This window comes from Castellaniella defragrans (genome assembly GCF_014203015.1).
GTDB lineage: Bacteria > Pseudomonadota > Gammaproteobacteria > Burkholderiales > Burkholderiaceae_B > Castellaniella > Castellaniella defragrans.
In genome coordinates this window covers 59151-83966 of sequence record NZ_JACHIB010000019.1, presented here as the reverse complement: position 1 = coordinate 83966, position 24816 = coordinate 59151, and the positions used below count along the sequence as shown (strand labels likewise).

Below are 24816 nucleotides of genomic sequence, written 5' to 3'. Positions count from 1 at the left end.
TCGCCGATGAACGATTCCACGACACGCAAGACCCTCAACCTGAAGAAAAAGGCGCCCGGCGCCCCCACCGCCCGCGCCGGAGCGGACGAGGAGCCCCGCAAGCGCTCGGGTGCCCGCGCGCGCCAGGCGGCCCTGCGCGAACACGCCCAGCAGGCCCGGCCGCAGGCCGAAGCGGAAGCCGGCGCCGGGGCGCAGGCTCCGGCCGGGACGACACGCCCAACCAGGACCGAGGCCCCCGCCGGTACCGGATCCGCCCCCCGGCGGCCGGCCCGGGAAGCGGCGGCCGACCGCCCCGCCCGCTCCGGTACGGCCGGCCGTTCCGCCCCGCGCCCGAAATCCGGCGCGCCGGCACGGGACCGGGCGGACAGGCCCGCCGCCGGCCGCCCGCGTCCGGACGGCCCGCGCAAACCGCGCGCCGACCAGCCCGACGCCCGGCCGCCCCGGCGACCCGTGCCCGATGCGCCGCCTTCCACGTCCCACGGCGCGGACGGCGCCCCCGGGCCGGACGCCTCCAGCGCGGACGGGCCGCGCATCCAGCGCCTGCCGCGCACGCCGCGCCAGCCGCGCCGCGCCGAGACCTTCGAGATCTTCGCGCCCTGCCCGCACGGCCTGGAAGAAGCCCTCGCGCTGGAACTCCAGGCGCTGGGCTACGAAGCCGTGCGCGCCGGGCGCGCCGGCTGCCACTTCCAGGCGGACTGGTCCGGCGTGCTGCGCGCCAACCTGTATTCGCGCCTGGCCACCCGGATCCTGGTCCAGGTGGCGCACGCCGAAGTCCGCGACGAGGACGACATCCTGGCCCTGGCGCGCGATACCGAATGGGAGCGCTGGTTCGGTCCGGATCAGTCCCTGCGCGTGGACACCTCGGCCGTCCGCAGCCCCATGCGCAGCCTGCAATACTGCAACCTGCGCGCCAAGGACGGCATCTGCGACCGCCTGCGCGAGCGCGAGGGCGCGCGGCCCGACATCGACACGGTCCGCCCGGACGCCCGCGTCCACCTGTTCCTCGACGAGCGCCACGCCACCCTGTACCTGGACGTCTCGGGAGAATCCCTGTTCAAGCGCGGCTGGCGGCTCGACAAGGGCGAGGCGCCCTTGCGCGAGAACCTGGCGGCGGGGCTGCTGGCCCTGTCCGACTGGCCGCCCGACGCGCCCCTGCTCGACCCCTTCTGCGGCAGCGGCACCCTGCTGATCGAGGCCGCCTGGATCGCCCTGGGCGTGCCGCCGGGCATCTGGCGGCCCTTCGGCTTCGAGCGGCTGCGCGCCCACGACGCCCGCCTGTGGCGCGACCTGAAGGAAGACGCCCGCGCGCGGATCGCGCCGCGCCTGGAGCAGCCCCTGGCGGGCTGCGACATCCACCCGGGCGCCATCGAGGCGGCGCGCGCCAACGCCGAGCGCGCCCACCTGAGCCCGGACACCATCCGCTTCGAGGTCTGCGATGCGCGCCGGATGCCGCCCCCGGCGCCGGCCGGCTGGATCGTCACCAACCCGCCCTACGGCGAACGGCTGGCGGACGAGGACGGCGACCTGTGGCCCGAATGGGCGAGCTGGCTGAAGCGCCACTACGGCGGCTGGCAGCTCAACGTCATCACCAGCGACCTCGACCTGCCGTCGCGGATGCGGCTCAAGGCCCGGCGGCGCCACCCGCTGCACAACGGCGCCCTGGACTGCCGCCTGTTCCAGTTCGAGCTGGTGGCGGCGGGCTACCGGGACAAGGCGTAGGTTTTTCGCCACGGGGATCGCGGGGCCCGCCGGCGATCCTGACCAGGGACCGGACCAGGGACTTGCATAGTACCTAGGGTTTTCCCTATAATAGGGTTAACCCGAGCGAAACGCTCTTTCTCAAGCAAAGAGGCTTGCTATGAAGACCCTGCAGAACACCGACATCCGCCTGACCGACGCCCTGGAGCGCCAGCTGTTGGAAGAAGCCATCAACGCCCAACAGGAATACGCCCTGGACCACGCCATCAAGCAGATGTTCCACAAGGTCGCGAGCTTCTTCAAGGCCCCCGAAGGCCGCGTGCACCACTCGGTCCGCACCGCCCACTGATCCCCTCCGGCCGGATCCCAGGGCCGCCCCATCGGGCGGCCCTCGTCTTTTGTCCGGTACGGCTTTGCCCGGTGCGGTTTTGCCCGGCCAGGTTTCAGCCGGCGTAGGTTCGCCGGCGGGGTTGGGCTGAACGGGTCTTCCTCCGGTCATTTTCGCCCGGTGTCATTTCCGCCCGGCCATGCCCCGCGGCGAATTCAGCGATAATGAGCGGTTTTCAAGCCCATCCGCCGCACATGTCCGATCCCGCACCGGCCGTCCCCGCCGCTCCCCCGCGCCTGCGCCGCTTCGCCTGCATGATGTACGAAGGCGTGCTGCTCTTTGGCGTGGTGTTTCTCGCGGGCTACCTGTTCGACACCCTGACCCAGAGCCGCAGCGGCCTGGCGCTGCGCCATGGCCGCCAGGCGTTCCTCTTCCTGGCCATCGGCGTCTATTTCCTCGCCTGCTGGCGGCGCGGCGGCCAGACCCTGCCGATGAAGACCTGGAACATCCGCCTCACGGACCGGGGCGGCCTGCCCCTGCGGGGCTCGCGCATGCTGCTGCGCTACCTGCTGCTGTGGCCGCTGCCGCTGCTCGCCGCCCTGGCGATCGCCGGGCTGTCGCGCGTCACCGGCTGGGCCTCCTTCGACCTGCTGATCGTCTGCGCGCCGTTCTCGATCTTCCTCTGGACCTGGATCGACCCCCAGGGCCAGTTCCTGCACGACCGGCTGCTGGGCACCGAACTGCGCGACCTGCGCCCCGCCGCCTCCGCCGCCTGAATCCCGCCCGGCCGCGCGCCTCCGGAATCCCCGCATGAGCGACATCCTGAAAAAATACCTGACCGCCGACCGCGGCACCCGCATCCAGGCCCTGCGCCTGACCCAGGCCTGGCGCACCGGGCTGGCCCACCAGGACCTGCCCCCGGTCCTCGTCGGCCTGCTGGGCGAACTGGCCGCCGCCAGCGCCCTGCTGGCGGGCAACATCAAGTTCGACGGCTCGGTGGTGCTGCAGCTGCAGGGCAACGGCCCGGTGCGTCTCATCATGGTCGAATGCACCTCGACCCTGGACCTGCGTGCCACGGCGCACCTGCGCGACGACGCCGCGCCGCCCGCCGACGCCACCCTGCAGGACCTGCTCAACGCCGACGGCCAGGGCCGCTTCATGGTGATGCTCGATCCCGCGAACCGCCAGGCGGGCGCCGCCGCCTACCAGGGCATCGTGCCGCTGGAAGGCGACACGGTCGCCGCCGTCCTGGAGCACTACATGAAGCATTCGGAGCAACTGGACACCCGGCTCTGGCTCGCCGCCGACGCCCAGGTCTGCGCCGGACTGCTGCTGCAGCGCATGCCGGGCGAGGCCGGCCCCGCCGGCGCGCAGGAACGGTCCGACGCCGCCGAAGCGTCCTGGGAACACTGCGCCACCGTGGCCGATACGCTGGGCCGCGAGGAACTGCGCACGACCGACACCGACACGCTCATCCGCCGCCTCTTCTGGGAGGACGACCTGCTGGTCTTTCCGGAGCGGTCGGTACGCTGGCACTGCCCCTGCAGCCGCGAGCGCGTCGCCGCCATGCTGCGCACCCTGGGACGCGGGGAAGTCGAGGACATCCTGGCCGAGCAGGGCCACGTGCACATCGCCTGCAACTTCTGCGGCCGGCCCTACGATTTCGACGCGGTGGATTGCGCCGCCCTGTTCACCGACGCCGGCGGCTCCCTGCAGGCGCCTGGCTCGGACACGCTGCAGTAAGGCCAGGCCCGGCCCGGATTGCACCGGCAAGGCCCGGGCCGGACGGCGCCGGCAGAACCTGGAGCGGGCGGCGCCGGCAGGAGCTGGACCGGACGGCACCGGCAGGAGCGCAACCGGACGGCGCCGCGCGTGACATCCCGGTCACGGCGTAATTGTCCCACTGGCGGGGCCACCGGACGGGCCGCATACTGTCCCGCATGCCGAATCCATGCCATGCCGCTTCCGCGCCGCTCCGCCTCCCGCCCGTCCGCACGCGGCGCGCGCCGGCGCCCGTGCCCGTGCCCGTGCCCGTCTCCCGCGCCGCCGGCCACCGCCAGCGCGGCGCGGGCGCGGCCGGTTTCCTGCTGGCGTCCATCCCGATCCTGACGCTGGGGCTGGGCGGCGTCGAGGCCGCCCACTGGTCGGGCCTGCGCCAGACGCTCAGCCTGGCCCTGATGGAGGCCGCCCGGGCGGGCGCCACGCGCCAGGCGCGGCCGCAGGCCATCGCCCAGGCCTTCGAGCACGGCCTGCGCATGGCCTACCCCGATCCGCGCGCCGCCGCCCGCGCCCTGCGCGAACGCCGGGCCGCCCTGGGCGCGCCCTGGCGCATCCGCATCGCGCGGCCAAGCCCCGAGGCCTTCCTGGACCACGCCGATCCCGCCCTGCGGGGGCCACGCGACCATCCCGGCCAGCCGCTCATCCGCAACGACTACCAGGCGCTGCAGCAGGCCCGCCGGCTGGCCCAGGGCTGGCCGGAAGGACGCGGCCCCCGCTCCGGCCTCACCATCCACGAAGCCAATACGCTGGTGCTGGAACTGTGGTGGCCGCACCGCCCCCTCGTGCCGGGCACGGCGGCCATCGTACGCGCCCTGGCGCCCCTGGCCGGCGACCCCGATCAGGCCCGCCTGATGGCGGCGGGCTACCTGCCCTTCCGCCGCCGGGTGAGCGTCGCCATGCAGTCGCACCCGGCCGCCTGGACGGACCTGGCCGACGGACGGGTGACACGGGGTGCGGCCCCCGCCCCGGCCTCGGCCCCCGGCAGTGCGGTGCCGGGCGGGGATGCGGAAGACGTGGGAAACCCGCCCGCGGCGGAGACGGCTCCGGCCGACGAGGCGGCGGCGGATGGGGACGTGAACGGGGATGGGCCCGGACCCGAGGCCTGCGCGCCCGCGCCCTGAAACCCGCGCCCTGAAACCTGCGCGCCGGAAGGGGCGGCCTGGCCCGCCGGCGGCGCGGCCTGCGCACCCCGGCCGCGGCCCGCCCCCTCACTGCCGGGGCAGGATCTGGACGAAGTACTCGCCCTCGCGGATCATGTTCAATTCGCTGCGGGCGCGCTCCTCGATCGCCGAGATCCCGGTCTTGAGATCCTGGACCTCGGCCTGCAGAGCATTGTTGCGCGCGGTCAGGGCCTCGTTTTCCTCGGTCTCCGCCTGCACCTGCGCCTGCAGGTCGCGCAGGCTGAGCCAGCCGCCCTTGCCCCACCACAGCGGATACTGTGTCGCCAGGGTCAGGGCCAGCAGGACGAGGCTCAGCAGGCGCATGGGCGCGAGGCGCGGGTCAGCGCAGGTTGTAGAAGGCCGACACGCCGGGATAGGAGGCGACCTCGGCCAGCTCTTCCTCGATGCGCAGCAGCTGGTTGTACTTCGCCATGCGGTCGGAACGCGACAGGGAGCCGGTCTTGATCTGCATGGCGTTGGTGGCCACGGCGATGTCGGCGATGGTGGAGTCTTCCGTTTCGCCGGACCGGTGCGAGATCACCGCGGTGTAGCCGGCGCGCTTGGCCATTTCGATGGCGGCGAAGGTTTCCGTCAGGGTGCCGATCTGGTTGATCTTGATGAGGATCGAATTGGCGATGCCCTGCTGGATGCCCTTCTGCAGGATCTTCGTGTTGGTGACGAACAGGTCGTCGCCCACCAGCTGCACCTTGCGGCCCAGTTGTTCGGTCAGCAGCTTCCAGCCTTCCCAGTCGTCCTCGGCCATGCCGTCCTCGATGGTGACGATGGGGTACTTGTCGCACCAGGACGCCAGCAGGTTGGCGAAGTCCTGCGAGCCCAGGGCGATGCCGCCTTCGCCGGCCAGGTGGTACTTGCCGTCGCGGTAGAACTCGGAACTGGCGCAGTCCAGGCCCAGCACCACCTGGGAGCCGGCCTCGTAGCCGGCCTCGCCGATGGCCTTCAGGATCAGCTCGATCGCGGCCTCGTGGTTGGCCACGTTGGGGGCGAAGCCGCCCTCGTCGCCGACCGCCGTGGACATGCCGCTGGCGCCGATGATCTTCTTCAGGGCGTGGAAGACTTCCGCCCCCATGCGCAGGGCCTCGCGGAAGCTGGAGGCGCCCACCGGCAGGATCATGAATTCCTGCAGGTCCAGGGTGTTGTTGGCGTGCGCGCCGCCGTTGATGACGTTCATCATCGGCACCGGCATCTGCATGGGGCCGCTGCCGCCGAAATAGCGGTACAGCGACAGGCCGGCGTCGTCGGCGGCCGCGCGGGCCACCGCCATGCTGGCGGCCAGGATCGCGTTGGCGCCCAGGCGGCTCTTGTCTTCCGTGCCGTCCAGGTCGATCAGGGTGCGGTCGATGAAGGTCTGTTCCTGCGCGTCCAGGCCCATCAGGGCCTCGGAGATCTCGGTGTTGACGTGCTCGACGGCGCGCAGCACGCCCTTGCCCAGATAGCGGGACTTGTCGCCGTCGCGCAGTTCGATGGCCTCGCGCGAACCGGTGGACGCGCCGGAGGGCACCGCCGCCCGCCCCATGGCGCCCGATTCGAGCAGCACGTCGCATTCCACGGTGGGGTTGCCGCGCGAATCGAGGATTTCGCGTCCGATGATGTCTACGATTGCACTCATGGTCTGACAGTCCTGCCTGTGTAGGGGGTGGGTGAAAATGGGAATCCCGCCATTTTAACGGGATGCTCGCGCAGCCAGTCTACCCCGGGGCGCCGGCCGGCCGCACACGACGGCGTTTATAACGACTATTTCGCCCTGCCGGCGGCTTCACAGGCCGCCGTCGCGCAGCGCGCCGGACTGCTTGACGCAGCGGTCCAGCTCGGCCAGGCAGGCCAGCAGGCCGCGCATCCGGTCCAGCGGCACGGCGTTGGGGCCGTCGGACAGGGCCTGGTCGGGGTTCGGGTGGGTTTCCATGAACACCCCCGCCACGCCGGCCGCCACGGCCGCCCGCGCCAGTACCGGCACGAATTCGCGCTGGCCGCCGGAATGCGTGCCCTGTCCGCCCGGCAGCTGGACCGAGTGCGTGGCGTCGAACACCACCGGGCAGCCGGTGCCGCGCATGATGGCCAGCGAGCGCATGTCCGACACCAGATTGTGGTAGCCGAAGGACGCGCCGCGCTCGCAGACCAGGATGTTGCCGCCGTCGCCGCCCGCCTCCAGGGCCGCGGCGCGCGCCTTGGACACGACCTGGACCATGTCTTCCGGCGCCAGGAACTGGCCTTTCTTGATGTTGACGGGTTTCAGCGTCGCCGCGCAGGCCTGGATGAAGTCGGTCTGGCGGCACAGGAAGGCCGGCGTCTGCAGCACGTCGACCACGGCCGCGACCTCGCGCACCTGGCCGGTCTCGTGCACGTCGGTCAGCACCGGCACGCCGAGCTGGCGGCGCACGTCGTCCAGGATCTTCAGGCCTTCGTCCATGCCCGGGCCGCGGAACGAGGCGCCGGAGCTGCGGTTGGCCTTGTCGAAGGAGCTCTTGTAGATGAAGGGAATCCCCAGCGCCCGGGTCATTTCCTGCAGGATGCCGGCCGTCTCGAAGGCCAGCTCGCGCGACTCGATGACGCAGGGCCCGGCGATCAGGAACAGGGGATGGTCGATGCCGGCCTGGAAGTGACACAGCTGCATGGGAGGCTCCTTGAACGGTGCGGCCGGGCTCAGGCCTTCTGCGCCTGGGGCTGTTCCGAGCCGGACTTTTCCGAGCCGGACTTTTCCGCCTGGCGCCGCTGGTGGGCCAGCGCGGCCTGGATGTAGCTGGTGAACAGCGGATGCCCGTCGCGCGGGGTGGAGGTGAATTCCGGGTGGAACTGCACGCCCATGAACCACGGATGCGAGGGAATCTCCATGATTTCCGGCAGGTTTTCGGTGGGCGTGCGGGCGCTGATCACCAGGCCGGACTCTTCCAGGCGATGGACGTAGACGTTGTTGACCTCGTAGCGGTGGCGGTGGCGCTCGTTGACCTCCGGACCGTAGATCTCAAAGGCGCGGGTGCCCGGCTTGACGGGGCAGCGCTGGGCGCCCTTGCGCATCGTGCCGCCCAGGTCGGAAGAGGCGTCGCGCCGCTCGACCCGGCCCTCGCGGTCCTGCCATTCGGTGATCAGGGCCACCACCGGGTGGGCCGCCGAGGGATCGAATTCGGTGCTGTTGGCCCCGCCCAGGCCGGCGACGTGGCGGGCGAATTCCACCACGGCCAATTGCATGCCCAGGCAGATGCCCAGGTAGGGGATGCCGTGCTCGCGGGCGTAGCGGATGGCCTTGATCTTGCCTTCGGTGCCGCGCTTGCCGAAGCCGCCCGGCACCAGGATGGCGTCCAGTCCGACCAGGCAGCCGGTGCCCTGGGTCTCGATTTCCTCGGAATCCAGGTATTCGATGTTGACGCGGGCGTGCGTGTGGATGCCCGCGTGGACCAGGGCCTCGGACAGGGACTTGTAGGATTCGGTCAGGTCGACGTACTTGCCCACCATGCCGATGGTGACGGATTCGCGGGGGTTTTCCAGGTCGTGCACCAGGCGGTCCCAGACCGTCAGGTCGGCCGGCGGCGGGGTCAGGGCCAGCGCGTCGCAGACCAGGCTGTCCAGACCCTGCTGGTGCAGCATGGCGGGAATCTTGTAGATCGAGTCCGCGTCCCAGACCGAGATCACCGCGTCCAGGGGCACGTTCGAGAACAGCGAGATCTTGGCGCGCTCGTCGTCGGGCACGGGCCGGTCGGCGCGGCACAGCAGGGCGTTGGGGTAGATGCCGATTTCCCGCAGCTTCTGCACCGAGTGCTGGGTCGGCTTGGTCTTGAGTTCGCCCGCCGAGGCGATGAAGGGCACCAGCGTCAGGTGCACGAAGGCGCACTGGTTGCGGCCCAGGCGCAGGCTCATCTGGCGCGCGGCTTCCAGGAAGGGCAGCGATTCGATGTCGCCCACCGTGCCGCCGATCTCCACGATGGCCACGTCGGCCTGGCCGTCGAAGGCCGCCTTGGCGCCGCGGGCGATGAAGTCCTGGATCTCGTTGGTGATGTGGGGGATGACCTGCACGGTCTTGCCCAGATAGTCGCCCCGCCGTTCCTTGCGCAGCACCGATTCGTAGATCTGGCCGGTGGTGAAGTTGTTGACCTTGTGCATCCGGGCGGACACGAAGCGCTCGTAGTGGCCCAGGTCCAGGTCGGTTTCCGCGCCGTCCTCGGTGACGAAGACCTCGCCGTGCTGGAAGGGGCTCATGGTGCCCGGATCCACGTTGATGTAGGGATCCAGCTTCAGCATCGTGACCCGCAGCCCGCGGGATTCGAGGATCGCGGCAAGCGACGCCGCGGCAATGCCCTTGCCCAGGGAGGAGACCACTCCCCCCGTGACGAATACGTATTTGGTCATTTCATAGGTGCCCGGTGTGGACGGGCGCAGCGGGAAATTTGGATTATAACCGCTCGGTCCCGGGCGACAGCCAGTCCTTCGGGGCCGACTCGGCGCCCGATTCCGGCTTGCCAGCCCGGCTGATGCGTCGGGCTTGCGAGTCCGGCTTCCGTGGGCGGCGTCCGGGTCCGGCACCGGACGCAGGGACTGTATCCAGTCGACACTTTACCGCCACGCCGCCTCTCGCCTACCATGATTCCGTCCCCATCATGCACGCCCCGGGAGGACGCCATGTCCAGACTCACCGCCAAGGACTTCGCGCCGGAACTGCTGGAACTCTACGATTTCTACGCGCACGGCCTGATCGACCGGCGCGAATTCCTCAACCGCGCGTCCCGCTACGCCGTCGGCACCGTGGGCGCGGCCTCCATCCTGGCCGCGCTGTCGCCCGATTACGCGCTGGCCGAGCAGGTGTCCTTCACCGATCCGGACATCCACGCCGAATACCTGGCCTATTCCTCGCCCAGGGGCAACGGCACGGTGCGCGCCTACCTGGTGCGGCCGGCCAAGGCGGCGGGCGACGTGCCCGGCGTCGTGGTGGTCCACGAGAACCGCGGCCTGAACCCCTACATCGAGGACGTCGCCCGGCGCCTGGCGAAGGCCGGCTTCATGGCGCTGGCGCCCGACGGCCTCACGTCCAAGGGCGGCTATCCCGGCAACGACGACCAGGGCCGCGAGCTGCAGCAGCAGGTCGATCCGGAAAAGCTGATGAACGATTTCTTCGCCGCGATCGAATTCCTGCCCACCGTGGCCGGCTCGACCGGCAAGGTCGGCATCGTCGGCTTCTGCTATGGCGGGGGCGTGGCCAACGCGGCCGCCGTCGCCTATCCCGAGCTGGCGGCGGCCGTGCCGTTCTACGGCATGCAGCCGCGCCCCGGGGACGTGCCCCGGATCCGGGCGCCCCTGCTGCTGCACTACGCCGGCCTGGACAGCCGGGTGAACGCCGGCTGGCCGGCCTACGAGGCCGCGCTGAAGGCCAACGGCAAGACCTACGAGGCCCACATCTACCCGGACGTGAACCACGGCTTCCACAACGACTCGACCCCGCGCTACGACAAGGACGCGGCCGAACTGGCCTGGAGCCGCACCCTCGCCTGGTTCGGGCGCTGGCTGGCGTAGGGCGGACCCGCGCGCCGCGGCGCCGCCGGCCTCGGATCCCGGAGCGGTCTTCCGCGACGGCGGCGCCGCCACGGCCCGGCCGGACTACAGCGCTTCGGTGCGCGCCAGCAGCCAGTCGCGCGCCGCGCCGTCCACCAGGGGCAGCAGGCGCTCGCGCACGCGGGCGTGGTAGGCGTCCAGCCACGCGATCTCGTCGGCGGACAGCCGTTCGCGCATCACGCAGCGCGTGTCGATGGGGCACAGGGTGACGGTCTCGAATTCCAGGAAGGCGCCGAATTCGCTCCGCCCGGCCGGGACGGCCAGCACCAGGTTCTCGATGCGGATGCCCCACCGGCCGTCGCGGTACAGGCCGGGTTCGTTGGACGTCAGCATGCCGGCCTTCATGCCCTGGTGGGGGCGCGCGTGGCCGCGCACGGAAATCGTCTGCGGGCCTTCGTGAACGTTGAGGAAATAGCCCACGCCGTGGCCGGTGCCGTGGCCGTAGTCCAGGCCCCGGCGCCACAGCGGCATGCGCGCCAGGGTGTCGAGCACGGAGGACGGCGTGTCTTCCGGGAAGCGCGCCCGCGCCAGGGCGATGTGGGCCTGCAGCACGGTGGTGGTGTCGGCGCGCTGCTCGTCCGAGGGCGTGCCGATGGGCACGACCCGGGTGATGTCGGTGGTGCCGCCCAGGTACTGCCCGCCGGAATCGATCAGCAGCAGGCCGTCGCCCTGGATGACGGCGTGGGACGATTCGGTGGCGCGGTAGTGCGGCATGGCGCCGTTGGCGTTGAAGCCGGCGATGGTGGCGAAGCTGAGGCTGACGAAGCCCGGGCGCCGGGCGCGCGCCGCCGACAGATGAACATCGACGTCGATCTCGGTAATGCGCTCGCCCGCCGCCAGGGCGGCCTCGAACCAGGCGAAGAATTCGCACAGGGCGGCGCCGTCCTGGGCCATGGCGGCCCGGATGTGGTCGGCCTCGGCGGCGTTCTTGACGGATTTCAGCAGCTGGGACGGATTGATGGCCTCGATGCGCCGCGCCTGGGGCGCGTGCGACAGCGTGCCCGCCGTGACCCGCGCCGGATCCACCAGCAGCGCGGCGCCGGCTGGCAGGGCCGCCAGGTCGGCGGCCAGCGCGGCGTAGTCGCGCAGTTCCACCCCGTCGGCCGCCAGGCGGGCGGCCAGCGCGGCGTCGATCTTGCCGGGCGCCACATACAGGCGCGCCCGATCCGCGTCCAGCAGCGCGTGCGCGAGGAAGACCGGGTTGTAGTCCACGTCGGCGCCGCGCAGGTTCAGCAGCCAGGCGATGTCGTCCAGCGAGGACAGCAGGTGCCAGGCCGCGCCGTGTTCGCGCATGGCGGCCCGCACGGCGGCGAGATTGCCGGCCCGCGCGCGGCAGGCGTACGGCGGCAGGTGCTCGAAGACCGGGGCCTCGGGCAGGGCCGGGCGCTGCGCCCAGATCGCGCCGACCGGGTCCTGGTCCAGCACCAGCGCCAGGCCGGCCTCGTCCAGGGCCGCGCGCCAGCGGCTTTCCGCCGCCAGGTCCAGCACCCGGCCGTCGGCCGCCACCCGGCCGCCGCGCGCCAGATGCGCCAGGACCCAGTCCAGCGGATCCGGCACGTCGGGCGCGCCGGCCCGCATCAGGACGATGCCGGAACCCCGCAGCTGGGCTTCGGCCTGGACCCAGTAGCGGCTGTCGGTCCACAGGCCGGCGAAGTCCGCCGTGACCAGCAGGCTGCCCGCCGAACCGTCGAAGCCCGACAGCCAGGCGCGCGCGGCCCAATGGTCCGGCAGGTATTCCGACAGGTGCGGATCGGCGGTCGGCACCAGGCAGGCGCTCAGGCCCGACTGCGCCAGCCGGCCGCGCAGGGCGGCGATGCGATCGGCGGGCGTCTCCAGGGGGTGCGGCAGGGTCACGGCGATTTCCTCGGGGAAGGTCTGAATGCGTCGAGCGGAAACGTGTTCAGAACCTCCCTAGGCGACGGCGGACACGTCCAGCTTGGCGGACGTCTTGGCGCGGATCTCGTCCACCGTCACGCCCGGGGCCAGTTCGGTCAGGCGCAGGCCGTCGTCGGTGACTTCCATCACGCCCAGGTCGGTGATGATGAGATTCACCACGCCCACCCCGGTCAGCGGCAGCGTGCACGCGGGCAGCAGCTTCTGGGATTCGGTGCCGTCCTTGGCGCGGGCGACGTGCTCCATCAGCACCACGACCTTGCCCACGCCGGCCACCAGGTCCATGGCGCCGCCCATGCCCTTGATCATCTTGCCGGGAATCATCCAGTTGGCCAGGTCGCCCTTTTCGGACACCTGCATGGCCCCCAGGATGGCCAGGTTGATCTTGCCGCCGCGGATCATGGCGAACGAATCCGCCGAGGCGAAGATCGAGGAACCCGGCAGCGTCGTCACGGTCTGCTTGCCGGCGTTGATCAGGTCGGCGTCGACCTCGTCTTCCGTGGGGAAGGGGCCGATGCCCAGCAGGCCGTTTTCCGACTGCAGCCAGACTTCCATGCCCTCCGGCACGTAGTTGGCGACCTTGGTGGGCAGGCCGATGCCCAGGTTGACGTAGTAGCCGTCCCGCAGTTCCTGCGCGGCGCGCGCCGCCATCTGTTCACGATCCCAAGCCATGATCTGCCTCCTTATTGACGAATGGTGCGTTGTTCGATGCGCTTTTCGGGATGCGCGTTCAGGACGATGCGGTGCACGTAGATCCCCGGCAGATGGACTTCGTCCGGATCGAAGGTGCCGGTGGGCACGATTTCCTCGACCTCGACGATGGTGATGCGGCCGGCCATGGCGACGTTGGGGTTGAAGTTGCGCGCCGTGCGGCGGAATTTCAGGTTGCCGCTGCGGTCGGCCTTCCAGGCCTTGACCAGGGACACGTCCGGCACCAGGGAGCGTTCCATGATGTAGGTGCGGCCGTCGAATTCGCGGGTCTCCTTGCCCTCGGCCACCACGGTGCCCACGCCGGTGGCGGTGAAGAACGCCGGGATGCCGGCGCCGCCGGCGCGCAGCTTTTCGGCCAGCGTGCCCTGCGGCGTGAATTCCAGTTCCAGTTCGCCCGCCAGGTACTGGCGCTCGAATTCCTTGTTCTCGCCCACGTAGGACGCGATCATCTTGGTGATCTGGCGCGTGGACAGGAGCTGCCCCAGACCGAAGCCGTCGACCCCGGCGTTGTTGCTGATGCAGGTGAGATTGCGCACGCCCGAGTCCCGCAGGGCCGCGATCAGGGCCTCGGGGATGCCGCACAGCCCGAAGCCGCCGACGGCGATCATCTGATTGTCGGCCACGACGCCGCGCAAGGCGGCATCGGCACTCTCGTAGACTTTATCCATACAACGGTTCCTTCGTAGATGAACAGAAATCGGACAGAAATCGAATAGAAATCAAACAGAAATCAAACAGAAATCAAACAGAAATCAAACAGAAATCAAATAGAAATCAAATAGAAATCGAACGGGAATCGAAATCGAAAGCGGCAACGGTATCAGGCGGCGAAGCAGCGGTCCAGCGCCCGCCGGTCGGCGTCGGTCCAGGGCACCGGCCGGCCGGTGGCGCCATCGGTGCACACCAGCACGTTGCGGCCGCGGGCGTAGAGCGTCGCGGCATCCCCGGCATCGGCGACCCAGCAGTCCAGTTCCAGGCTGGTCCGCCCGACGCGCAGGAGCTTCATGCCGACGACGACACGGGCAGGATACAACAGCGGTCTGAGAAAATCACACGAGGCATGGGCCAGCACGCCGTAGCGGCCCGAGGCGGCGCCCAGGCCCATCGCGGCGAACAGATGCACCCGGCCCTCCTCGAAATAGGAGAAGTAGACCGCGTTGTTGACGTGGCGCAGGGCGTCCATGTCGCCCCAGCGGACGTCGATCGGGGGGGTTGTGAAGGTGCCGGAAGCGGGCGGCGTGGCGGTGGAATCCGAAGGCATGGGCGGGCTGCGCGAGTGGTGGGACCGTGAGGGGTGGGACCGGAAGACCGCGGACCCTCCAGGGCCCGCAGCCGGAATATGGTACCACCGTACCGCCACACGCCGCCCGCACCGCCGCCCGCACCGCCGCCCGCACCGCCGCCCGCGCCGCCCCTGCCGCCCCTGCCGCCCGCGCTGTCTCTGCCGCCCCTGCCGGACGCGCCGCCCGCCGCCCGCGCCAGGGCGCTCAGCCGTAGAAGGCGTGCAGGGCCCCGGGATCGAAATTGGCCCAGACGCGATCGCCCGAGGCCAGTTCCGAGACGATCCGGTTGCCGAAGGGAATCCGGATCTTGACGGGCTCCTCCCGGTCCGTGACGGAACTCACCTCGACCATGTTGCCCAGGAAGGTCAGGTCGCGGATCGTCACGGGCACGCCGCACTCCTGCGGGTCGAGCGAGATGGAGATGCGCTCGGGCCGCAGCAGCAGCGTCGGGCGGTCCGAGTCCGTCGGCCGTCCCTGGACCGGCACGCCGTCGACGACGACGCCGTCGCAGATGGACAGCTTCGCCTTGTTTTCCGCCACGGAAAGGATGTCGGCCGCGAGGAAATTGCTGTCGCCGATGAAGCCGGCCACGAAGCGGGTCGCAGGCTGCGCATAGAGTTCCTGGCCGGTGCCGATCTGCTCGATGCGGCCCTGGCTGAAGACGGAAATGCGGTCCGACAGGCGCAGGGCTTCCTCCTGGTCGTGGGTGACGTAGAGGATGGTGACGCCGGTTTCCTGGTGGATGCGCCGGATCTCGAACTGCAGGTCCTCGCGCAGCTTCTTGTCCAGCGCCGACAGCGGCTCGTCCATCAGCAGCAGCGGCGGATCGTAGACCAGGGCCCGCGCCAGGGCCACGCGCTGCTGCTGGCCGCCCGACATCAGCGCGGGCTTGCGGTCGGCGAAATCCTCCAGGTGGACGAGCTTGAGCGCCGCCCGCACCCGGTCCTCGATCTCGGATTTGGCGCAGCGCCGCACCCGCAGGGGAAAGGCCACGTTTTCCCCGACGCTCAGGTGCGGGAACAGCGTGTACCGCTGGAACACCATGCCGATGTTGCGCTTGTGGGAAGGCACCGAAAGCAGGCTCTCGCCGTCGAGCAGGATGTCGCCTTCGGTGGGATCCTGGAAACCGGCCAGGATGTACAGGGTGGTGGACTTGCCGGAGCCCGAGGGCCCCAGGAAGGTCATGAACTCGCCCCGGGCGATGTCGAGCGTCACGTCCCGGATGGCGGTGAAATCCCCGTAATCCTTGCGGATCCCCTGGATGCTCAGGAAAGGTCTAGTCATCTTTTTGCCTCTTGCGAAATACCAGCGGAGCGAAAATCAGCACGGCGGTGAGCGCCACCAGGATGGTCGATACGGCGGCGACCACGGGGGTCAGGTCCTGCCTCAGGGTGGTCCAGATCTTGACGGGCAGCGTCTGCAGGGTCGGGCTGGACATGAAGATCGCCAGGACCACCTCGTCCCAGGAGGCCAGGAAGGAGAAGACGGCGGCCGTGAACAGGCCGTGCCGGATGGACGGGATGGTGATCTTGAGCCGCGCCTCCCAGGGCGAGGCGCCGCACAGGATGGCGGCGTCCTCGATCGACTTGTCGAACCCTTCCAGCGCGCCGCTGATCGAGATGATGGAGAACGGCAGCGCGACGAGCAGGTGCGCGATGACGAAGCCGACGGTGGTCCCGGCCAGGCCCAGCTTCAGGAACAGGGCGTAGAGCGCCACGGCCAGCACGATCACGGGCAGGATCATGGGGGTCAGGAACAGCGCGCGGATGCGCTCCTTGCCGCGGAACTCGCCCCGGTCCAGGCCCAGCGAGGCGAGGAAGCCCAGCGCGACGGACAGCACCGTGACGATGACCGCGATCTTCAGGCTCGTCAGGGCGGTGTACAGCCAGCGCGGATCCGCGAACAGCTCGTAGTACCACTTCAGGGTCCACGAGGGCGGCGGAAAGATCAGCCACTGCGATGAGCCGAACGAGAGCGCGGCGATGAAGACGATGGGCAGGATCAGGAACAGCAGCACCAGTCCCGTGACGAGGATCAGGAAGTAGCGCAGGCCCCCGAGGCGATTGAAATCCAGCAGCATGGCTAACTCCTCTTGTCGACCTTCAGGTAACGCAGCTGCAGGAAATACAGCCCCAGGGTCACCACCAGCAGGACGAACGCGGCCGCGCCCCCCAGCCCCCACTTGACCAGCGACTGGACCAGCTGGGCGATGAGCTCGGCGAGCATCATGCTCGATGCGCCGCCCAGCAGCGCCGGGGTGACGAAGTAGCCCAGGGACATCACGAAGACCATCAGCGCCCCGGCGGCCACGCCCGGCAGCGACAGCGGCAGCAGCACGCGCGTGAAGCTCTGCCACTTGCCGGCCCCGCACAGCGCGGCGGCGCGCAGGATCGAGGCGTCGATCGACGAGATCACCCCCATGAGCGGCAGGATGATGAACGGCAGCATGATGTAGACCATGCCGATCGTCACGCCGGTGATGTTGTTCACCAGCGCCAGCGGGCTGTCGATGATGCCCAGATTCATGAGGGTCTTGTTGATGATGCCGGTGCGCTGCAGCAGCACCATCCAGGCGTAGGTCCGCGCCAGCAGGTTCGTCCACATCGAGAGGACGATGACCGCGAGCAGGAAGACCGCCCAGCGCCGGGGCAGGATGGCCAGCGCCCAGGCGACCGGGAAGCCGATGACGACGGAAACGATCGTCACGAGCGAGGCCACCAGGAAGGTGTTGGAGAACACCTTGAGGTAGGTGGTCGAGCCGAAGAGCGTCGCGTAGTTCTCCAGCCCCGGGACCGGTTCGAGGACGCTGCGCAGCAGCAGCATCAGGACCGGAACGATGAAGAACAGCGCGATCAGCACGAGGGCCGGCGCAATGTAGGCGATGGGGCCGGAAGGAAGCGGTCTTTTCCCCGCTCCCCGCCCGCCGGCCCCGCCCGTCGAAATCGAAGAAACCATATGGCGTATCCCTGCCCCCGGATCCGGGCCGCCGCGGCGGCCCGGATCCGCATGTCATGCCGTTGTCATGCCGTTGTCATGGCGCGTCCGTCACTGCGCCTGCCAGGCGTACCAGCGCGTGCCGATGTCGTCGCGGTGCATGGCCCAGTACCCCAGGTTGGCGTTGACCTGGGTGGCGGCCTGCTTGTCCGGCAGGGTGTCGCGGACCTCCTTGGGCATCAGCGTGGGCGAGACCAGGTTGATCGGCGCGTAGCCGGTGAGCTCGGCGAATTTCGCCTGCGACGCGGCGCTGGTGGCGAAGGCGATGTATTTCATCGCCGCCGCCTTGTTCTTGGCGCCCTTGGGCACCACCAGCATGTCGGCGGCCGTGATGTTCTGGTCCCAGGACGTCTCGACGTTGACACCGGTTTTCGTCAGCGCGGTCAGGCGGCCGTTCCAGAAAAAGCCGTAGGGCGTCTCCGCCGAGGCGAGCAGCTGCTGGGATTGCGCCCCGCTGCTCCACCAGACGATGCTGGACTTGATGGTGTCCAGCTTCTTGAAGGCCCGGTCCAGATCCAGCGGATAGAGTTTTTCGGCGGGAACGCCGTCGGCCAGCAGCGCGGCCTCGATGACGCCCGGGGCCGACCACTTGTAGAACGTCCGCTTGCCGGGGAATTTCGCCAGGTCGAACAGGTCGGCCCAGGTCTTGGGGCAGGCCTTGACGGCGTCCTTGTTGCAGCCGATGACGAAGGAATAGTAGAAGCTGCCGACCGAGTAGTCGGTGACGAAGCGCGGATCCAGGCGGCTCTTGTCGATCACGGAGAAGTCGAGCTTTTCCAGCATGCCCTCCATGCCGGCCCGGACCGCGTAGTCGCCTTCGACGTCCACCACGTCCCAGGACACGTTGCCGGATTCGACCATGGCCTTGATCTTGCCGTAGTCGGTGGGGCCGTCCTGCAGGACGGCGATGTTCTGCGCCTTGGAAAAGCCGTCGGCCCAGATGCTCTTCTGGGCGTCCTGCGTGGTGCCGCCCCAGGACGTGAACACGAGGGAAGGGTCCGCGGCGAAGCTGCTCGCGGAAAACGTCATTGCAAGGGCAAGGAATAGCGGCCTGGTTTTCATGATCTGTCTCCTGTCTATTGATAATGGAATCATGGTTCGCGCGCCGGGGCGCCGGGTCGGCGCAAGTCTTCTACACGTCTGCTACATCTGCTGCATGTCGTCCATCCGTCTTCTGCGTCACGCAGCCTGCACGTCGTCCGGCACGACGACGATCTTGCCGAAGCATGTGCGTCCCTCCAGTTCGCGCATGGCATCCTGTATCCTGCTCAGCGGGAACACGGCATGGATCACCGGATCGAATTCATGGCCGGCCATGATCCCCAGCAGCTCCCGCAGGTCCTCGGTCTTCCATCCGTCCGACCCCCGGATGTCCATCTCGCGCGTCCACAGATAGCGCAGGTCGGTGTGCGCCTCGAAGCCGGTGGTCGCGCCGCAGCACAGCAGGCGGCCGCCGTGCTTCACGGAGCGCAGGGACTGGGTCCAGGTGGCGCTGCCGGTGAAGTCGACCACCACGTCGGCCCCCTGCTTGCCGGTCAGGTTCCAGACCTGCTTGCCGAACTGCCCGTCCGGGGCGACCACGCATTCGTCGGCGCCGATCGTCCTCAGCCGCGCGGCCTTGTCCTCGCTGCTGGTGCAGGCGATGACGTGCGCGCCGGCCCGCGCGCCCAGCTGGACGCAGGCGACGCCCACGCCGCCACTGGCGCCCACCACCACCAGGGATTCGCCGGCCCGCAGCCGGCCCCGGGTGTGGAGCATGCGGTAGGCCGTGCCGTAGGCCGTGGGCAGGCAGGAATATTCGACGAAGCGCGCGGCCTGCGGCAGCGGCAGCAGGCCCTGGGCCGACACCGCGACGTATTCGGAAAACCCGCCCCAGTAGGCCTCGCCCAGCATCTCGCCGTTCCAGAACGGGTCGATCAGGACCGGCGCGCCGATTTCCACGCCGGACACCTCCGGCCCGATCTCCTCGATCCAGCCCGCCACGTCGCAGCCGCCGACGTGCGGCATCGGGATGACGCGCCCCGGCATGCCGTCGCGGATGAAGATGTCCAGCCGGCTGAGCGAGCACGCCGCCACCTTGACCAGGACCTCGCCCGCGCCGGGAACCGGCCGGGCCACCTCTTCCACCGTCAGCGCCTCGGGGCCGCCGTGCTGGCGCATGACCGCCGCCTTCATGTTCCGTGCCATCTGCTTCTCTCCATCCTCGTTCGGGGAACCGCTCGATGCCGTGCCGCGAGGCGGCTCACCGGCGCGTTTCCGGTTTGTCGATAAAACGTGCATGCGCCTGCCGGATGGCGGCCCCCCGCTGCTCGGAATCCAGCAGCTCGGCGCGCCGCCGCTGCCACTGCGCCCGGTCGGCCGTGCCCGCCTCCAGCTCGGCCAGCAGCCGCTTGGTCGCCCGCACGGCGTCCGCCTGCCGCGCATCGAGCCGCGCCAGATCCCGCAGCGCCGCGCCGAGGGCCTCGCCCCGCGGCACGACGCGGGAAAACAGGCCGGCGCGGCGGGCCTCGTGATCGTCGAACCGCTCGCCCGCCAGCAGCAGGCGCCGCACGGTGTCGCGCGGATAGGACCGCCCGATGCGCTCGAGCGCCGCCGGGTTGTACAGGATCCCCAGGCGCACGGCGGGAATCTGCACGTAGCTGCCGGCGCCCGCGATGCGGTAGTCGCAGGCCAGGGCGAGGTCGGCCGCCGCGCCCATGCACGGTCCTTCGATCGCCGCGGCGACGATCCGGTCCGATGCCAGGATCGTGGCGACGGCGGCGGACACCGCATCGTCGTAGGCCAGGTCCTCGCTCGTGCCCTTCAGTTCGCGGAAATCCCCCCCCGCGCTGAAACACTCCGCGCCGCCCGTGATCACGATGCCGAGCACGTCCTCGCCGGCCTGCCCGACAGCCTCGGACAGGGCCGACAGCAGGCCCAGGGACAGGGCGTTGCGGGCGGCGGGATCGTGCATCTCCAGCACCAGGACGGAGCCTTCGAGGGTTTGCTTGACGAGGTCTGCGCGCATGGGTTCGTTCCGGGGGTGTCAGGGCCGCATCCGCGGGGTCAGGTCCACATCGAATCCAGCGGGCCGCGATCGAACCCGACCGCTTCCTCGAAATCCTGCGCGGCATCGAGCAGCAGCCGCTCCGCTCCCGCCCGGACCACGAGCTGCGCGCTCACCGGCAGGCCGCCGGCCAGGCCGCAGGGCACCGCCGCCGCGGCGACGCCGCCCACGTTGAACGGCGCGGTGAACGGAAACGCGCCCCACAGCCGGTCCACGGCGACGCCGCGGATGAACTTGGGCCGCTGCCCCAGGGGAAAGGGCGGCACGGCCGTCGCGGGCGCCAGCACGACGTCGTAGCGGTCGAAGAAGGCGTCCAGGCGGCCGCGGAAATCGGGCAGCAGCGCGCGGGCGCGCAGGACGTCGTCGGGATCCAGCGCGACGGCGGCCTCGAGGGTGGATCGCTCGTAGCGGGTGAGCCTGTCCGGACAGAGCTTCAAGAGGTGCCCCCGTTCGCGGTGTTCCTCTTCGAGGACCAGGGGTCCGAAAATATCACCCCAGCCCTGGATCGGAGGATGATCTTCCTCAAGGGAATGCCCCATCTCCTCGAAAACCCTGGCGGCGCGTTCCACCAGATCGGCCACGGCCGGATCGACCGGCCGGCCCTCGGGCGCCGGGCAGTAGCACACGCGCAGGGGCCGCGTGTCCGCGCCGCGCTCGAAGCGCGCGCCGGCCAGCACGCCCAGCAGGATCCGCGCATCGGCCACGGACCGGGCCATCGGCCCGGCGCCGACGAATTCCGACATGCCGCGAAAACCGTTTTCGTCGCCGCACAGGCCGGGCGACGGCTTGAGGCCGAAGATGCCCGAGAAGGCCGCGGGAATGCGGATCGAGCCGCCGCCGTCGGAGCCCACGGCGACCGTGGCGAGCCGGGCCGCAACCGCGGCCGCCGACCCGCCGCTCGACCCCCCGGCCGTGCGCGCGGTATCCCAGGGCGTCGCGGTGTCCGGCCCGAGCAGGTTCTCGGTCGTCGCGGACTGGCCGAATTCCGCCGTATTGGTCTTGCCCAGGAAGACGGCGCCGGCGGCGCGCAGGCGGCGCACCAGGCCGGAATCGCCCTTGGAGACCAGGCCGCGGTACACGTCCGAGCCCAGGGTGGTGGGGACGCCCGCGACGTGGAAGGCGTCCTTGATGGCGACCGGGATGCCGGCCAGCGCGGCGTCCGCCTTCCCCGACGCGTAGGCGCGCTCGGCCTCGCGCGCCTGCGCCAGCGCCAGGTCGCGGGTGGTCTCGACGTAGGCGTGCAATGCGCCGTCGTACCGTTCGATGCGCGCGAAGAACGCTTCGGCCACGTCCACCGGGCTGAGCGAGCGGTCCCGGTACGAACGCACCAGTTCCGCGATCGAGAGAAGGCTGACGTCCTTAGCCATGGGGATGGACTCCTCCGCTGATGCCGTAGACCTCGCCCGTGATGTAGCCGGCCTTGTCCGACAGCAGGAACGACACCAGCGCGGCCACGTCCTCGGGCCGTCCGATCCGGCCCACCAGGGAGCGGTTTTCCGCGTAGCCGTCGAAGAATTCGGCCGGATAGATCTTGCGCAGGAAATCGTTGTAGATCAGGCCCGGCGTGATGGCGTTGACGCGGATGCCGTGCCGGCCGTTCTCGGCCGCGGCGACGCGCGTCAGGGCCAGCACGCCCGCCTTGGCGGCGGAATAGGCGGCGCCGTGCTCGGTGGAGGTCTCGTAGGCCGCGATCGAGCTGATGTTGACGATCGCCCCGCTGCCGCGCGCGATCATGGCGGGCAGGATGTGGCGCATCGTCAGGAACGTCCCCGTCAGGTCGATGTCCAGGCAGCGCTGCCAGTCCGCCAGCGCCAGTTCCGCCACGGGCGCGATGGTGGACCAGCCGGCGTTGTTGACCAGCGCGTCGATCCGCCCTTTCTCGTCCAGCACCTGCGCGGCGCAGCGCTCGACCCCGGCGGCGTCGCTGACGTCGAGGGGGACGGCCAGGAACGGACGCCCGTATTGTTCGGACAGCTGCTGCGCGAACTCGCGGCAGCGGCGTTCGTGCGCATCCGTGATGACCACGTCGTAGCCGTCCTCGGCGAGCTGCCGGGCGATCGCGCTGCCGATGCCCGCGCCCGAGGCGGCGGTAATGAGTGCCACTTTGCCTTCAACCATTTCAACATCTCCTTGAGATCGAACCACTTCGAGATCGGACTGCCCGCATCGCGCGGCGGTCCGGGATCCCGGCCGCCATGCCCGCGGGGAAAGCGGGTAAAGGGGGGCGCCGCCGCCTCAGCCGGCCAGGGCCTGGCGCAGGGCCTGCGTCACCGCATCGGGGTTGTCCACGTTCATCAGGTGCCCGGCCTCGGGGATCGTCAGGAAGGCGGCGCCCGGCAGGGCGTCCAGCAGAATCGTCGCCGCCTTCTGGGGGCAGAACCGGTCGTGCTCGGCGCCGATCACCACCACGGGGGTCTCGATGCGCGCCAGGCGCGGCGTCAGCGGCTCGGCATTCAGGCCCATCATGGCCCGGGCGGCATTGACGTAGCCCCGGCCGTCGCCGACGGCCGCGAGGCGCGCGTCGACGATCCGCCCGAGGGACGCGTGCTGCCGGTGGAGTCCGGCCTCGGTGTCGGCCCGCAGGGCGTCCCGGAACGCGGCCGAGCCGGTGTCGGCGGCCTGGGCGATCCGGTCCTGGTAGAACTGGACGGCCGCGCGGCCGACGACCGACGAGGTCCCCAGCACCACCGACTTGCGCACCAGGTCGGGGCGTTCGGCGGCCGCCCAGAGGGCGATGGTGCCCCCCAGCGAGAACCCGACGACGCGGGCCGGCCCGGTGACCCGCTCCAGGAAGGCCAGCAGGTCGTGGCCCAGCTGCGCCAGGGTGCCGTCGGCCTGCCCCAGGGACGTCAGGCCATGCCCGCGCAGGTCGCAGGCGTAGCCGCGGTACCGGCCGCCCAGGGCCTGCTGCTGCCCGCTCCAGGTGTGGCGGTCCTCGGCCAGGCCATGGACGAACACGACCGGGTCACCCGATCCTTCCACGGTGTAGGCGACGTCGATGTCGTTGAGGGTCGCTCGATTCATTTTCATGGCCTCGCTTCAGCCGAACACGGCCTTGCCGCCGCTCAGGACCGCCATGCCGTTGGAGAGGGTGCGGAAATGGATGCCCTCGGCCGCGCGCCCGGATTCCACCGTCAGCGCCTCCCCGGGCAGCACCGGCGAGGTGAGCCGGGCCTCCAGGCTGCGCAGGTCGGCCGGGTGGGCGCCGTGCTGTCGGGCGACGACGCGCGCCGAGATCCCGAGGGTGCACAGCCCGTGCAGGATCGGGCGGGAAAATCCGTTGGTGCGGGCGACCTCGGGGTCGATGTGGACGGGATGCAGGTCGCCCGTGAGGCGGTACAGGGCCGCCAGCTCGGGGGTGGTCGCCACTTCGGTGGCCTGCGTGAAGGCGAGGTCCGCCGCGGGCGCGGCCGACGGCCCGCGGTCCCCGCCCCAGCCGCCCATGCCGGGCAGGAAGATGGTGTAGGCCGCGGTGAAGAATTCCGATTCGACCTCGATTTCGAGCAGGGCCGCCTTGCCCTTGTCGTAGACGTGGGCCACCCGGCCCCGCATCCCGATGCTGCCGGAGGCCGGCAGCGGCCGGTGGACGCGGATTTTCTGCGCCACGTGCAGGGACGACCTGGGATCGTAGGCGCCCAGCCGGCCCGCGGCCTCCACGGCCCACAGGCCCAGCGCGCAGCCGAAGGTCGGCAGCACACGCAGGTCGCGTTCGTAGACCAGGTCGAGTTCCGCGGCGGCCGCCCCCACGGCGAGCGCGTACAGGATCGCCTTGTTCGCGTCGTATGCGGCCGCATGGGCGCCGAGGTCCTTCCCGGCCAGTTGAGCAAGATCGTTGGACATGGCTGTTTCCGGTGTCGGTGCGCGGGATCGTCCGGGGCCGGACGCTACTTGACCCATTCCTGGACCTCGACGAGCACGCCATAGCAGCTCGCGGGATGGATGAACACGATGCGGACCTCGGAGAAGACTTCGCCGCGGTATTCGTAGTTCTTCAGGACGTAGGGCTCGTCGCGCGTGAGCCGCACGCCCTTGGCCTTGAAGTGCGCGATCGCTTCCTCCAGGTTGCGCGTCCTCACGCAGATCTCGTGGATGCCCTCGCCGCGCTTCTCGATCGCCTGGGCCAGCGGGCCGGTGCCGGTGGCGTCGGCGACGATGGCGATTCTTTCCTTGCCGATCCAGACGCCGCGCTGGATCAGCTCGATGCCTTCCAGGGGCTCGGAGGCCAGGCCGTCGGCGGGCGCGGCGAAGATTTCGCTCAGCCGGTCGGTCGCCTTGTCCAGGTCCTTCACGGCGATGACGATTTCCTGCATGCTGTAGAACAACGGTTCCATTGCTGTCTCCCTATTTCCTCGGGTTGAAATCCAGATAAGA

25 protein-coding genes are annotated in these 24816 nt (G+C 70.1%); 6 read left to right on the top strand and 19 right to left on the bottom strand.

Annotated elements, in window-relative coordinates; translation table 11 throughout:
• The first annotated feature begins 6 nt into the window (after positions 1 to 6).
• The 5 genes from HNR28_RS15390 (at position 7) to HNR28_RS15370 (ending at position 4926) form a co-directional block, all read left to right on the top strand.
• The gene (locus tag HNR28_RS15390; RefSeq protein WP_244978326.1) at positions 7 to 1719 is read left to right on the top strand and encodes a THUMP domain-containing protein; all 1713 of its coding nucleotides are present in this window, start codon (positions 7 to 9) and stop codon (positions 1717 to 1719) included.
• A 139-nt stretch (positions 1720 to 1858) separates the two neighbouring features.
• Positions 1859 to 2047, top strand: coding sequence for a hypothetical protein (locus tag HNR28_RS15385; protein WP_043681006.1), 189 nt, complete (start codon positions 1859 to 1861; stop codon positions 2045 to 2047).
• 233 nt (positions 2048 to 2280) lie between these two features.
• Complete coding sequence (locus HNR28_RS15380; protein WP_151025587.1) at positions 2281 to 2802, top strand: RDD family protein; 522 nt, start codon at positions 2281 to 2283, stop codon at positions 2800 to 2802.
• Positions 2803 to 2836: 34 nt separating this feature from the next.
• Positions 2837 to 3769, top strand: coding sequence for an Hsp33 family molecular chaperone HslO (gene hslO / locus HNR28_RS15375; RefSeq protein ID WP_043681001.1), 933 nt, complete (start codon positions 2837 to 2839; stop codon positions 3767 to 3769).
• 278 nt (positions 3770 to 4047) lie between these two features.
• On the top strand, positions 4048 to 4926 hold the full coding sequence (locus HNR28_RS15370; RefSeq protein ID WP_184143023.1) for a TadE/TadG family type IV pilus assembly protein: 879 nt from the start codon (positions 4048 to 4050) through the stop codon (positions 4924 to 4926).
• 87 nt (positions 4927 to 5013) lie between these two features.
• Here HNR28_RS15370 and ftsB read toward each other — a convergent pair whose 3' ends face one another.
• The 4 genes from ftsB to HNR28_RS15350 all read right to left on the bottom strand — a co-directional run bounded on the left by ftsB (position 5014) and on the right by HNR28_RS15350 (position 9321).
• Positions 5014 to 5289 carry a cell division protein FtsB gene (gene ftsB / locus HNR28_RS15365; RefSeq protein ID WP_043680999.1) on the bottom strand — a complete coding sequence of 92 codons (276 nt, stop codon included), beginning with the start codon at positions 5287 to 5289 and terminating at the stop codon, positions 5014 to 5016.
• A gap of 16 nt (positions 5290 to 5305) precedes the next feature.
• Entirely contained in the window at positions 5306 to 6592 is a 1287-nt protein-coding gene (gene eno, locus HNR28_RS15360) for a phosphopyruvate hydratase (protein WP_043680996.1), read from the bottom strand.
• Positions 6593 to 6739: 147 nt separating this feature from the next.
• Positions 6740 to 7594: a 3-deoxy-8-phosphooctulonate synthase gene (gene kdsA, locus HNR28_RS15355; protein ID WP_043680994.1), complete on the bottom strand. Its 855-nt coding sequence runs from the start codon at positions 7592 to 7594 to the stop codon at positions 6740 to 6742.
• Positions 7595 to 7623: 29 nt separating this feature from the next.
• Positions 7624 to 9321 carry a CTP synthase gene (locus tag HNR28_RS15350; protein ID WP_052355632.1) on the bottom strand — a complete coding sequence of 566 codons (1698 nt, stop codon included), beginning with the start codon at positions 9319 to 9321 and terminating at the stop codon, positions 7624 to 7626.
• A 270-nt stretch (positions 9322 to 9591) separates the two neighbouring features.
• Here HNR28_RS15350 and yghX point away from each other — a divergent pair, with 270 nt between their 5' ends.
• A complete protein-coding gene (gene yghX, locus HNR28_RS15345; RefSeq protein WP_043680991.1) occupies positions 9592 to 10479 on the top strand; it encodes a YghX family hydrolase in 888 nt (295 codons plus the stop codon).
• An 84-nt stretch (positions 10480 to 10563) separates the two neighbouring features.
• Here the strand turns inward: yghX and HNR28_RS15340 are convergent, their stop codons facing one another.
• From HNR28_RS15340 to HNR28_RS15270, 15 genes are all read right to left on the bottom strand, one after another.
• On the bottom strand, positions 10564 to 12378 hold the full coding sequence (locus tag HNR28_RS15340; protein WP_409360363.1) for an aminopeptidase P family protein: 1815 nt from the start codon (positions 12376 to 12378) through the stop codon (positions 10564 to 10566).
• A 51-nt stretch (positions 12379 to 12429) separates the two neighbouring features.
• Positions 12430 to 13083 (bottom strand): CoA transferase subunit B, encoded by a 654-nt coding sequence (locus HNR28_RS15335; RefSeq protein ID WP_043680988.1) that lies wholly within the window; start codon positions 13081 to 13083, stop codon positions 12430 to 12432.
• Positions 13084 to 13094: 11 nt separating this feature from the next.
• A complete protein-coding gene (locus HNR28_RS15330) occupies positions 13095 to 13790 on the bottom strand; it encodes a CoA transferase subunit A (protein WP_043680987.1) in 696 nt (231 codons plus the stop codon).
• Positions 13791 to 13942: 152 nt separating this feature from the next.
• Complete coding sequence (locus HNR28_RS15325; RefSeq protein ID WP_151025318.1) at positions 13943 to 14383, bottom strand: acyl-CoA thioesterase; 441 nt, start codon at positions 14381 to 14383, stop codon at positions 13943 to 13945.
• Between the two features lie 226 nt (positions 14384 to 14609).
• The gene (locus HNR28_RS15320; protein ID WP_151024741.1) at positions 14610 to 15689 is read right to left on the bottom strand and encodes an ABC transporter ATP-binding protein; all 1080 of its coding nucleotides are present in this window, start codon (positions 15687 to 15689) and stop codon (positions 14610 to 14612) included.
• The gene (locus HNR28_RS15315; protein ID WP_043680979.1) at positions 15682 to 16485 is read right to left on the bottom strand and encodes an ABC transporter permease; all 804 of its coding nucleotides are present in this window, start codon (positions 16483 to 16485) and stop codon (positions 15682 to 15684) included. Before HNR28_RS15315 ends, HNR28_RS15320 begins: the two co-directional genes overlap by 8 nt.
• A 2-nt stretch (positions 16486 to 16487) precedes the next feature.
• Positions 16488 to 17228: an ABC transporter permease gene (locus HNR28_RS15310; RefSeq protein WP_242404298.1), complete on the bottom strand. Its 741-nt coding sequence runs from the start codon at positions 17226 to 17228 to the stop codon at positions 16488 to 16490.
• Positions 17229 to 17450: 222 nt separating this feature from the next.
• Positions 17451 to 18479, bottom strand: coding sequence for an ABC transporter substrate-binding protein (locus tag HNR28_RS15305; RefSeq protein WP_409360349.1), 1029 nt, complete (start codon positions 18477 to 18479; stop codon positions 17451 to 17453).
• Positions 18480 to 18578: 99 nt separating this feature from the next.
• Positions 18579 to 19586: a zinc-binding dehydrogenase gene (locus HNR28_RS15300; RefSeq protein WP_170288468.1), complete on the bottom strand. Its 1008-nt coding sequence runs from the start codon at positions 19584 to 19586 to the stop codon at positions 18579 to 18581.
• A 55-nt stretch (positions 19587 to 19641) separates the two neighbouring features.
• Entirely contained in the window at positions 19642 to 20406 is a 765-nt protein-coding gene (locus tag HNR28_RS15295) for an enoyl-CoA hydratase/isomerase family protein (protein WP_043680975.1), read from the bottom strand.
• Between the two features lie 38 nt (positions 20407 to 20444).
• Positions 20445 to 21812, bottom strand: a complete 1368-nt coding sequence (locus HNR28_RS15290) for an amidase (RefSeq protein ID WP_151024739.1) — start codon at positions 21810 to 21812, stop codon at positions 20445 to 20447.
• Positions 21805 to 22563, bottom strand: coding sequence for an SDR family NAD(P)-dependent oxidoreductase (locus HNR28_RS15285; RefSeq protein WP_052355629.1), 759 nt, complete (start codon positions 22561 to 22563; stop codon positions 21805 to 21807). Before HNR28_RS15285 ends, HNR28_RS15290 begins: the two co-directional genes overlap by 8 nt.
• Positions 22564 to 22680: 117 nt before the next feature.
• Positions 22681 to 23475 carry an alpha/beta fold hydrolase gene (locus HNR28_RS15280; RefSeq protein ID WP_198408291.1) on the bottom strand — a complete coding sequence of 265 codons (795 nt, stop codon included), beginning with the start codon at positions 23473 to 23475 and terminating at the stop codon, positions 22681 to 22683.
• 9 nt (positions 23476 to 23484) lie between these two features.
• Complete coding sequence (locus HNR28_RS15275; RefSeq protein WP_151024738.1) at positions 23485 to 24285, bottom strand: MaoC/PaaZ C-terminal domain-containing protein; 801 nt, start codon at positions 24283 to 24285, stop codon at positions 23485 to 23487.
• A 44-nt stretch (positions 24286 to 24329) separates the two neighbouring features.
• Complete coding sequence (locus HNR28_RS15270; RefSeq protein ID WP_052355628.1) at positions 24330 to 24776, bottom strand: VOC family protein; 447 nt, start codon at positions 24774 to 24776, stop codon at positions 24330 to 24332.
• Positions 24777 to 24816: the final 40 nt, after the last annotated feature.

Bases quoted from the DNA above. Each gene is read 5' to 3' on its own strand.
- HNR28_RS15390 (WP_244978326.1), top strand. From the start codon at position 7: ATGAACGATTCCACGACACGCAAGACCCTCAACCTGAAGAAAAAGGCG.
- HNR28_RS15385 (WP_043681006.1), top strand. From the start codon at position 1,859: ATGAAGACCCTGCAGAACACCGACATCCGCCTGACCGACGCCCTGGAG.
- HNR28_RS15380 (WP_151025587.1), top strand. From the start codon at position 2,281: ATGTCCGATCCCGCACCGGCCGTCCCCGCCGCTCCCCCGCGCCTGCGC.
- hslO (WP_043681001.1), top strand. From the start codon at position 2,837: ATGAGCGACATCCTGAAAAAATACCTGACCGCCGACCGCGGCACCCGC.
- ftsB (WP_043680999.1), bottom strand. From the start codon at position 5,289: ATGCGCCTGCTGAGCCTCGTCCTGCTGGCCCTGACCCTGGCGACACAG.
- eno (WP_043680996.1), bottom strand. From the start codon at position 6,592: ATGAGTGCAATCGTAGACATCATCGGACGCGAAATCCTCGATTCGCGC.
- kdsA (WP_043680994.1), bottom strand. From the start codon at position 7,594: ATGCAGCTGTGTCACTTCCAGGCCGGCATCGACCATCCCCTGTTCCTG.
- HNR28_RS15350 (WP_052355632.1), bottom strand. From the start codon at position 9,321: ATGACCAAATACGTATTCGTCACGGGGGGAGTGGTCTCCTCCCTGGGC.
- yghX (WP_043680991.1), top strand. From the start codon at position 9,592: ATGTCCAGACTCACCGCCAAGGACTTCGCGCCGGAACTGCTGGAACTC.
- HNR28_RS15335 (WP_043680988.1), bottom strand. From the start codon at position 13,083: ATGGCTTGGGATCGTGAACAGATGGCGGCGCGCGCCGCGCAGGAACTG.
- HNR28_RS15330 (WP_043680987.1), bottom strand. From the start codon at position 13,790: ATGGATAAAGTCTACGAGAGTGCCGATGCCGCCTTGCGCGGCGTCGTG.
- HNR28_RS15325 (WP_151025318.1), bottom strand. From the start codon at position 14,383: ATGCCTTCGGATTCCACCGCCACGCCGCCCGCTTCCGGCACCTTCACA.
- HNR28_RS15320 (WP_151024741.1), bottom strand. From the start codon at position 15,689: ATGACTAGACCTTTCCTGAGCATCCAGGGGATCCGCAAGGATTACGGG.
- HNR28_RS15315 (WP_043680979.1), bottom strand. From the start codon at position 16,485: ATGCTGCTGGATTTCAATCGCCTCGGGGGCCTGCGCTACTTCCTGATC.
- HNR28_RS15310 (WP_242404298.1), bottom strand. From the start codon at position 17,228: ATGCTGCTGCTGCGCAGCGTCCTCGAACCGGTCCCGGGGCTGGAGAAC.
- HNR28_RS15300 (WP_170288468.1), bottom strand. From the start codon at position 19,586: ATGGCACGGAACATGAAGGCGGCGGTCATGCGCCAGCACGGCGGCCCC.
- HNR28_RS15295 (WP_043680975.1), bottom strand. From the start codon at position 20,406: ATGCGCGCAGACCTCGTCAAGCAAACCCTCGAAGGCTCCGTCCTGGTG.
- HNR28_RS15290 (WP_151024739.1), bottom strand. From the start codon at position 21,812: ATGGCTAAGGACGTCAGCCTTCTCTCGATCGCGGAACTGGTGCGTTCG.
- HNR28_RS15285 (WP_052355629.1), bottom strand. From the start codon at position 22,563: ATGGTTGAAGGCAAAGTGGCACTCATTACCGCCGCCTCGGGCGCGGGC.
- HNR28_RS15280 (WP_198408291.1), bottom strand. From the start codon at position 23,475: ATGAAAATGAATCGAGCGACCCTCAACGACATCGACGTCGCCTACACC.
- HNR28_RS15275 (WP_151024738.1), bottom strand. From the start codon at position 24,285: ATGTCCAACGATCTTGCTCAACTGGCCGGGAAGGACCTCGGCGCCCAT.
- HNR28_RS15270 (WP_052355628.1), bottom strand. From the start codon at position 24,776: ATGGAACCGTTGTTCTACAGCATGCAGGAAATCGTCATCGCCGTGAAG.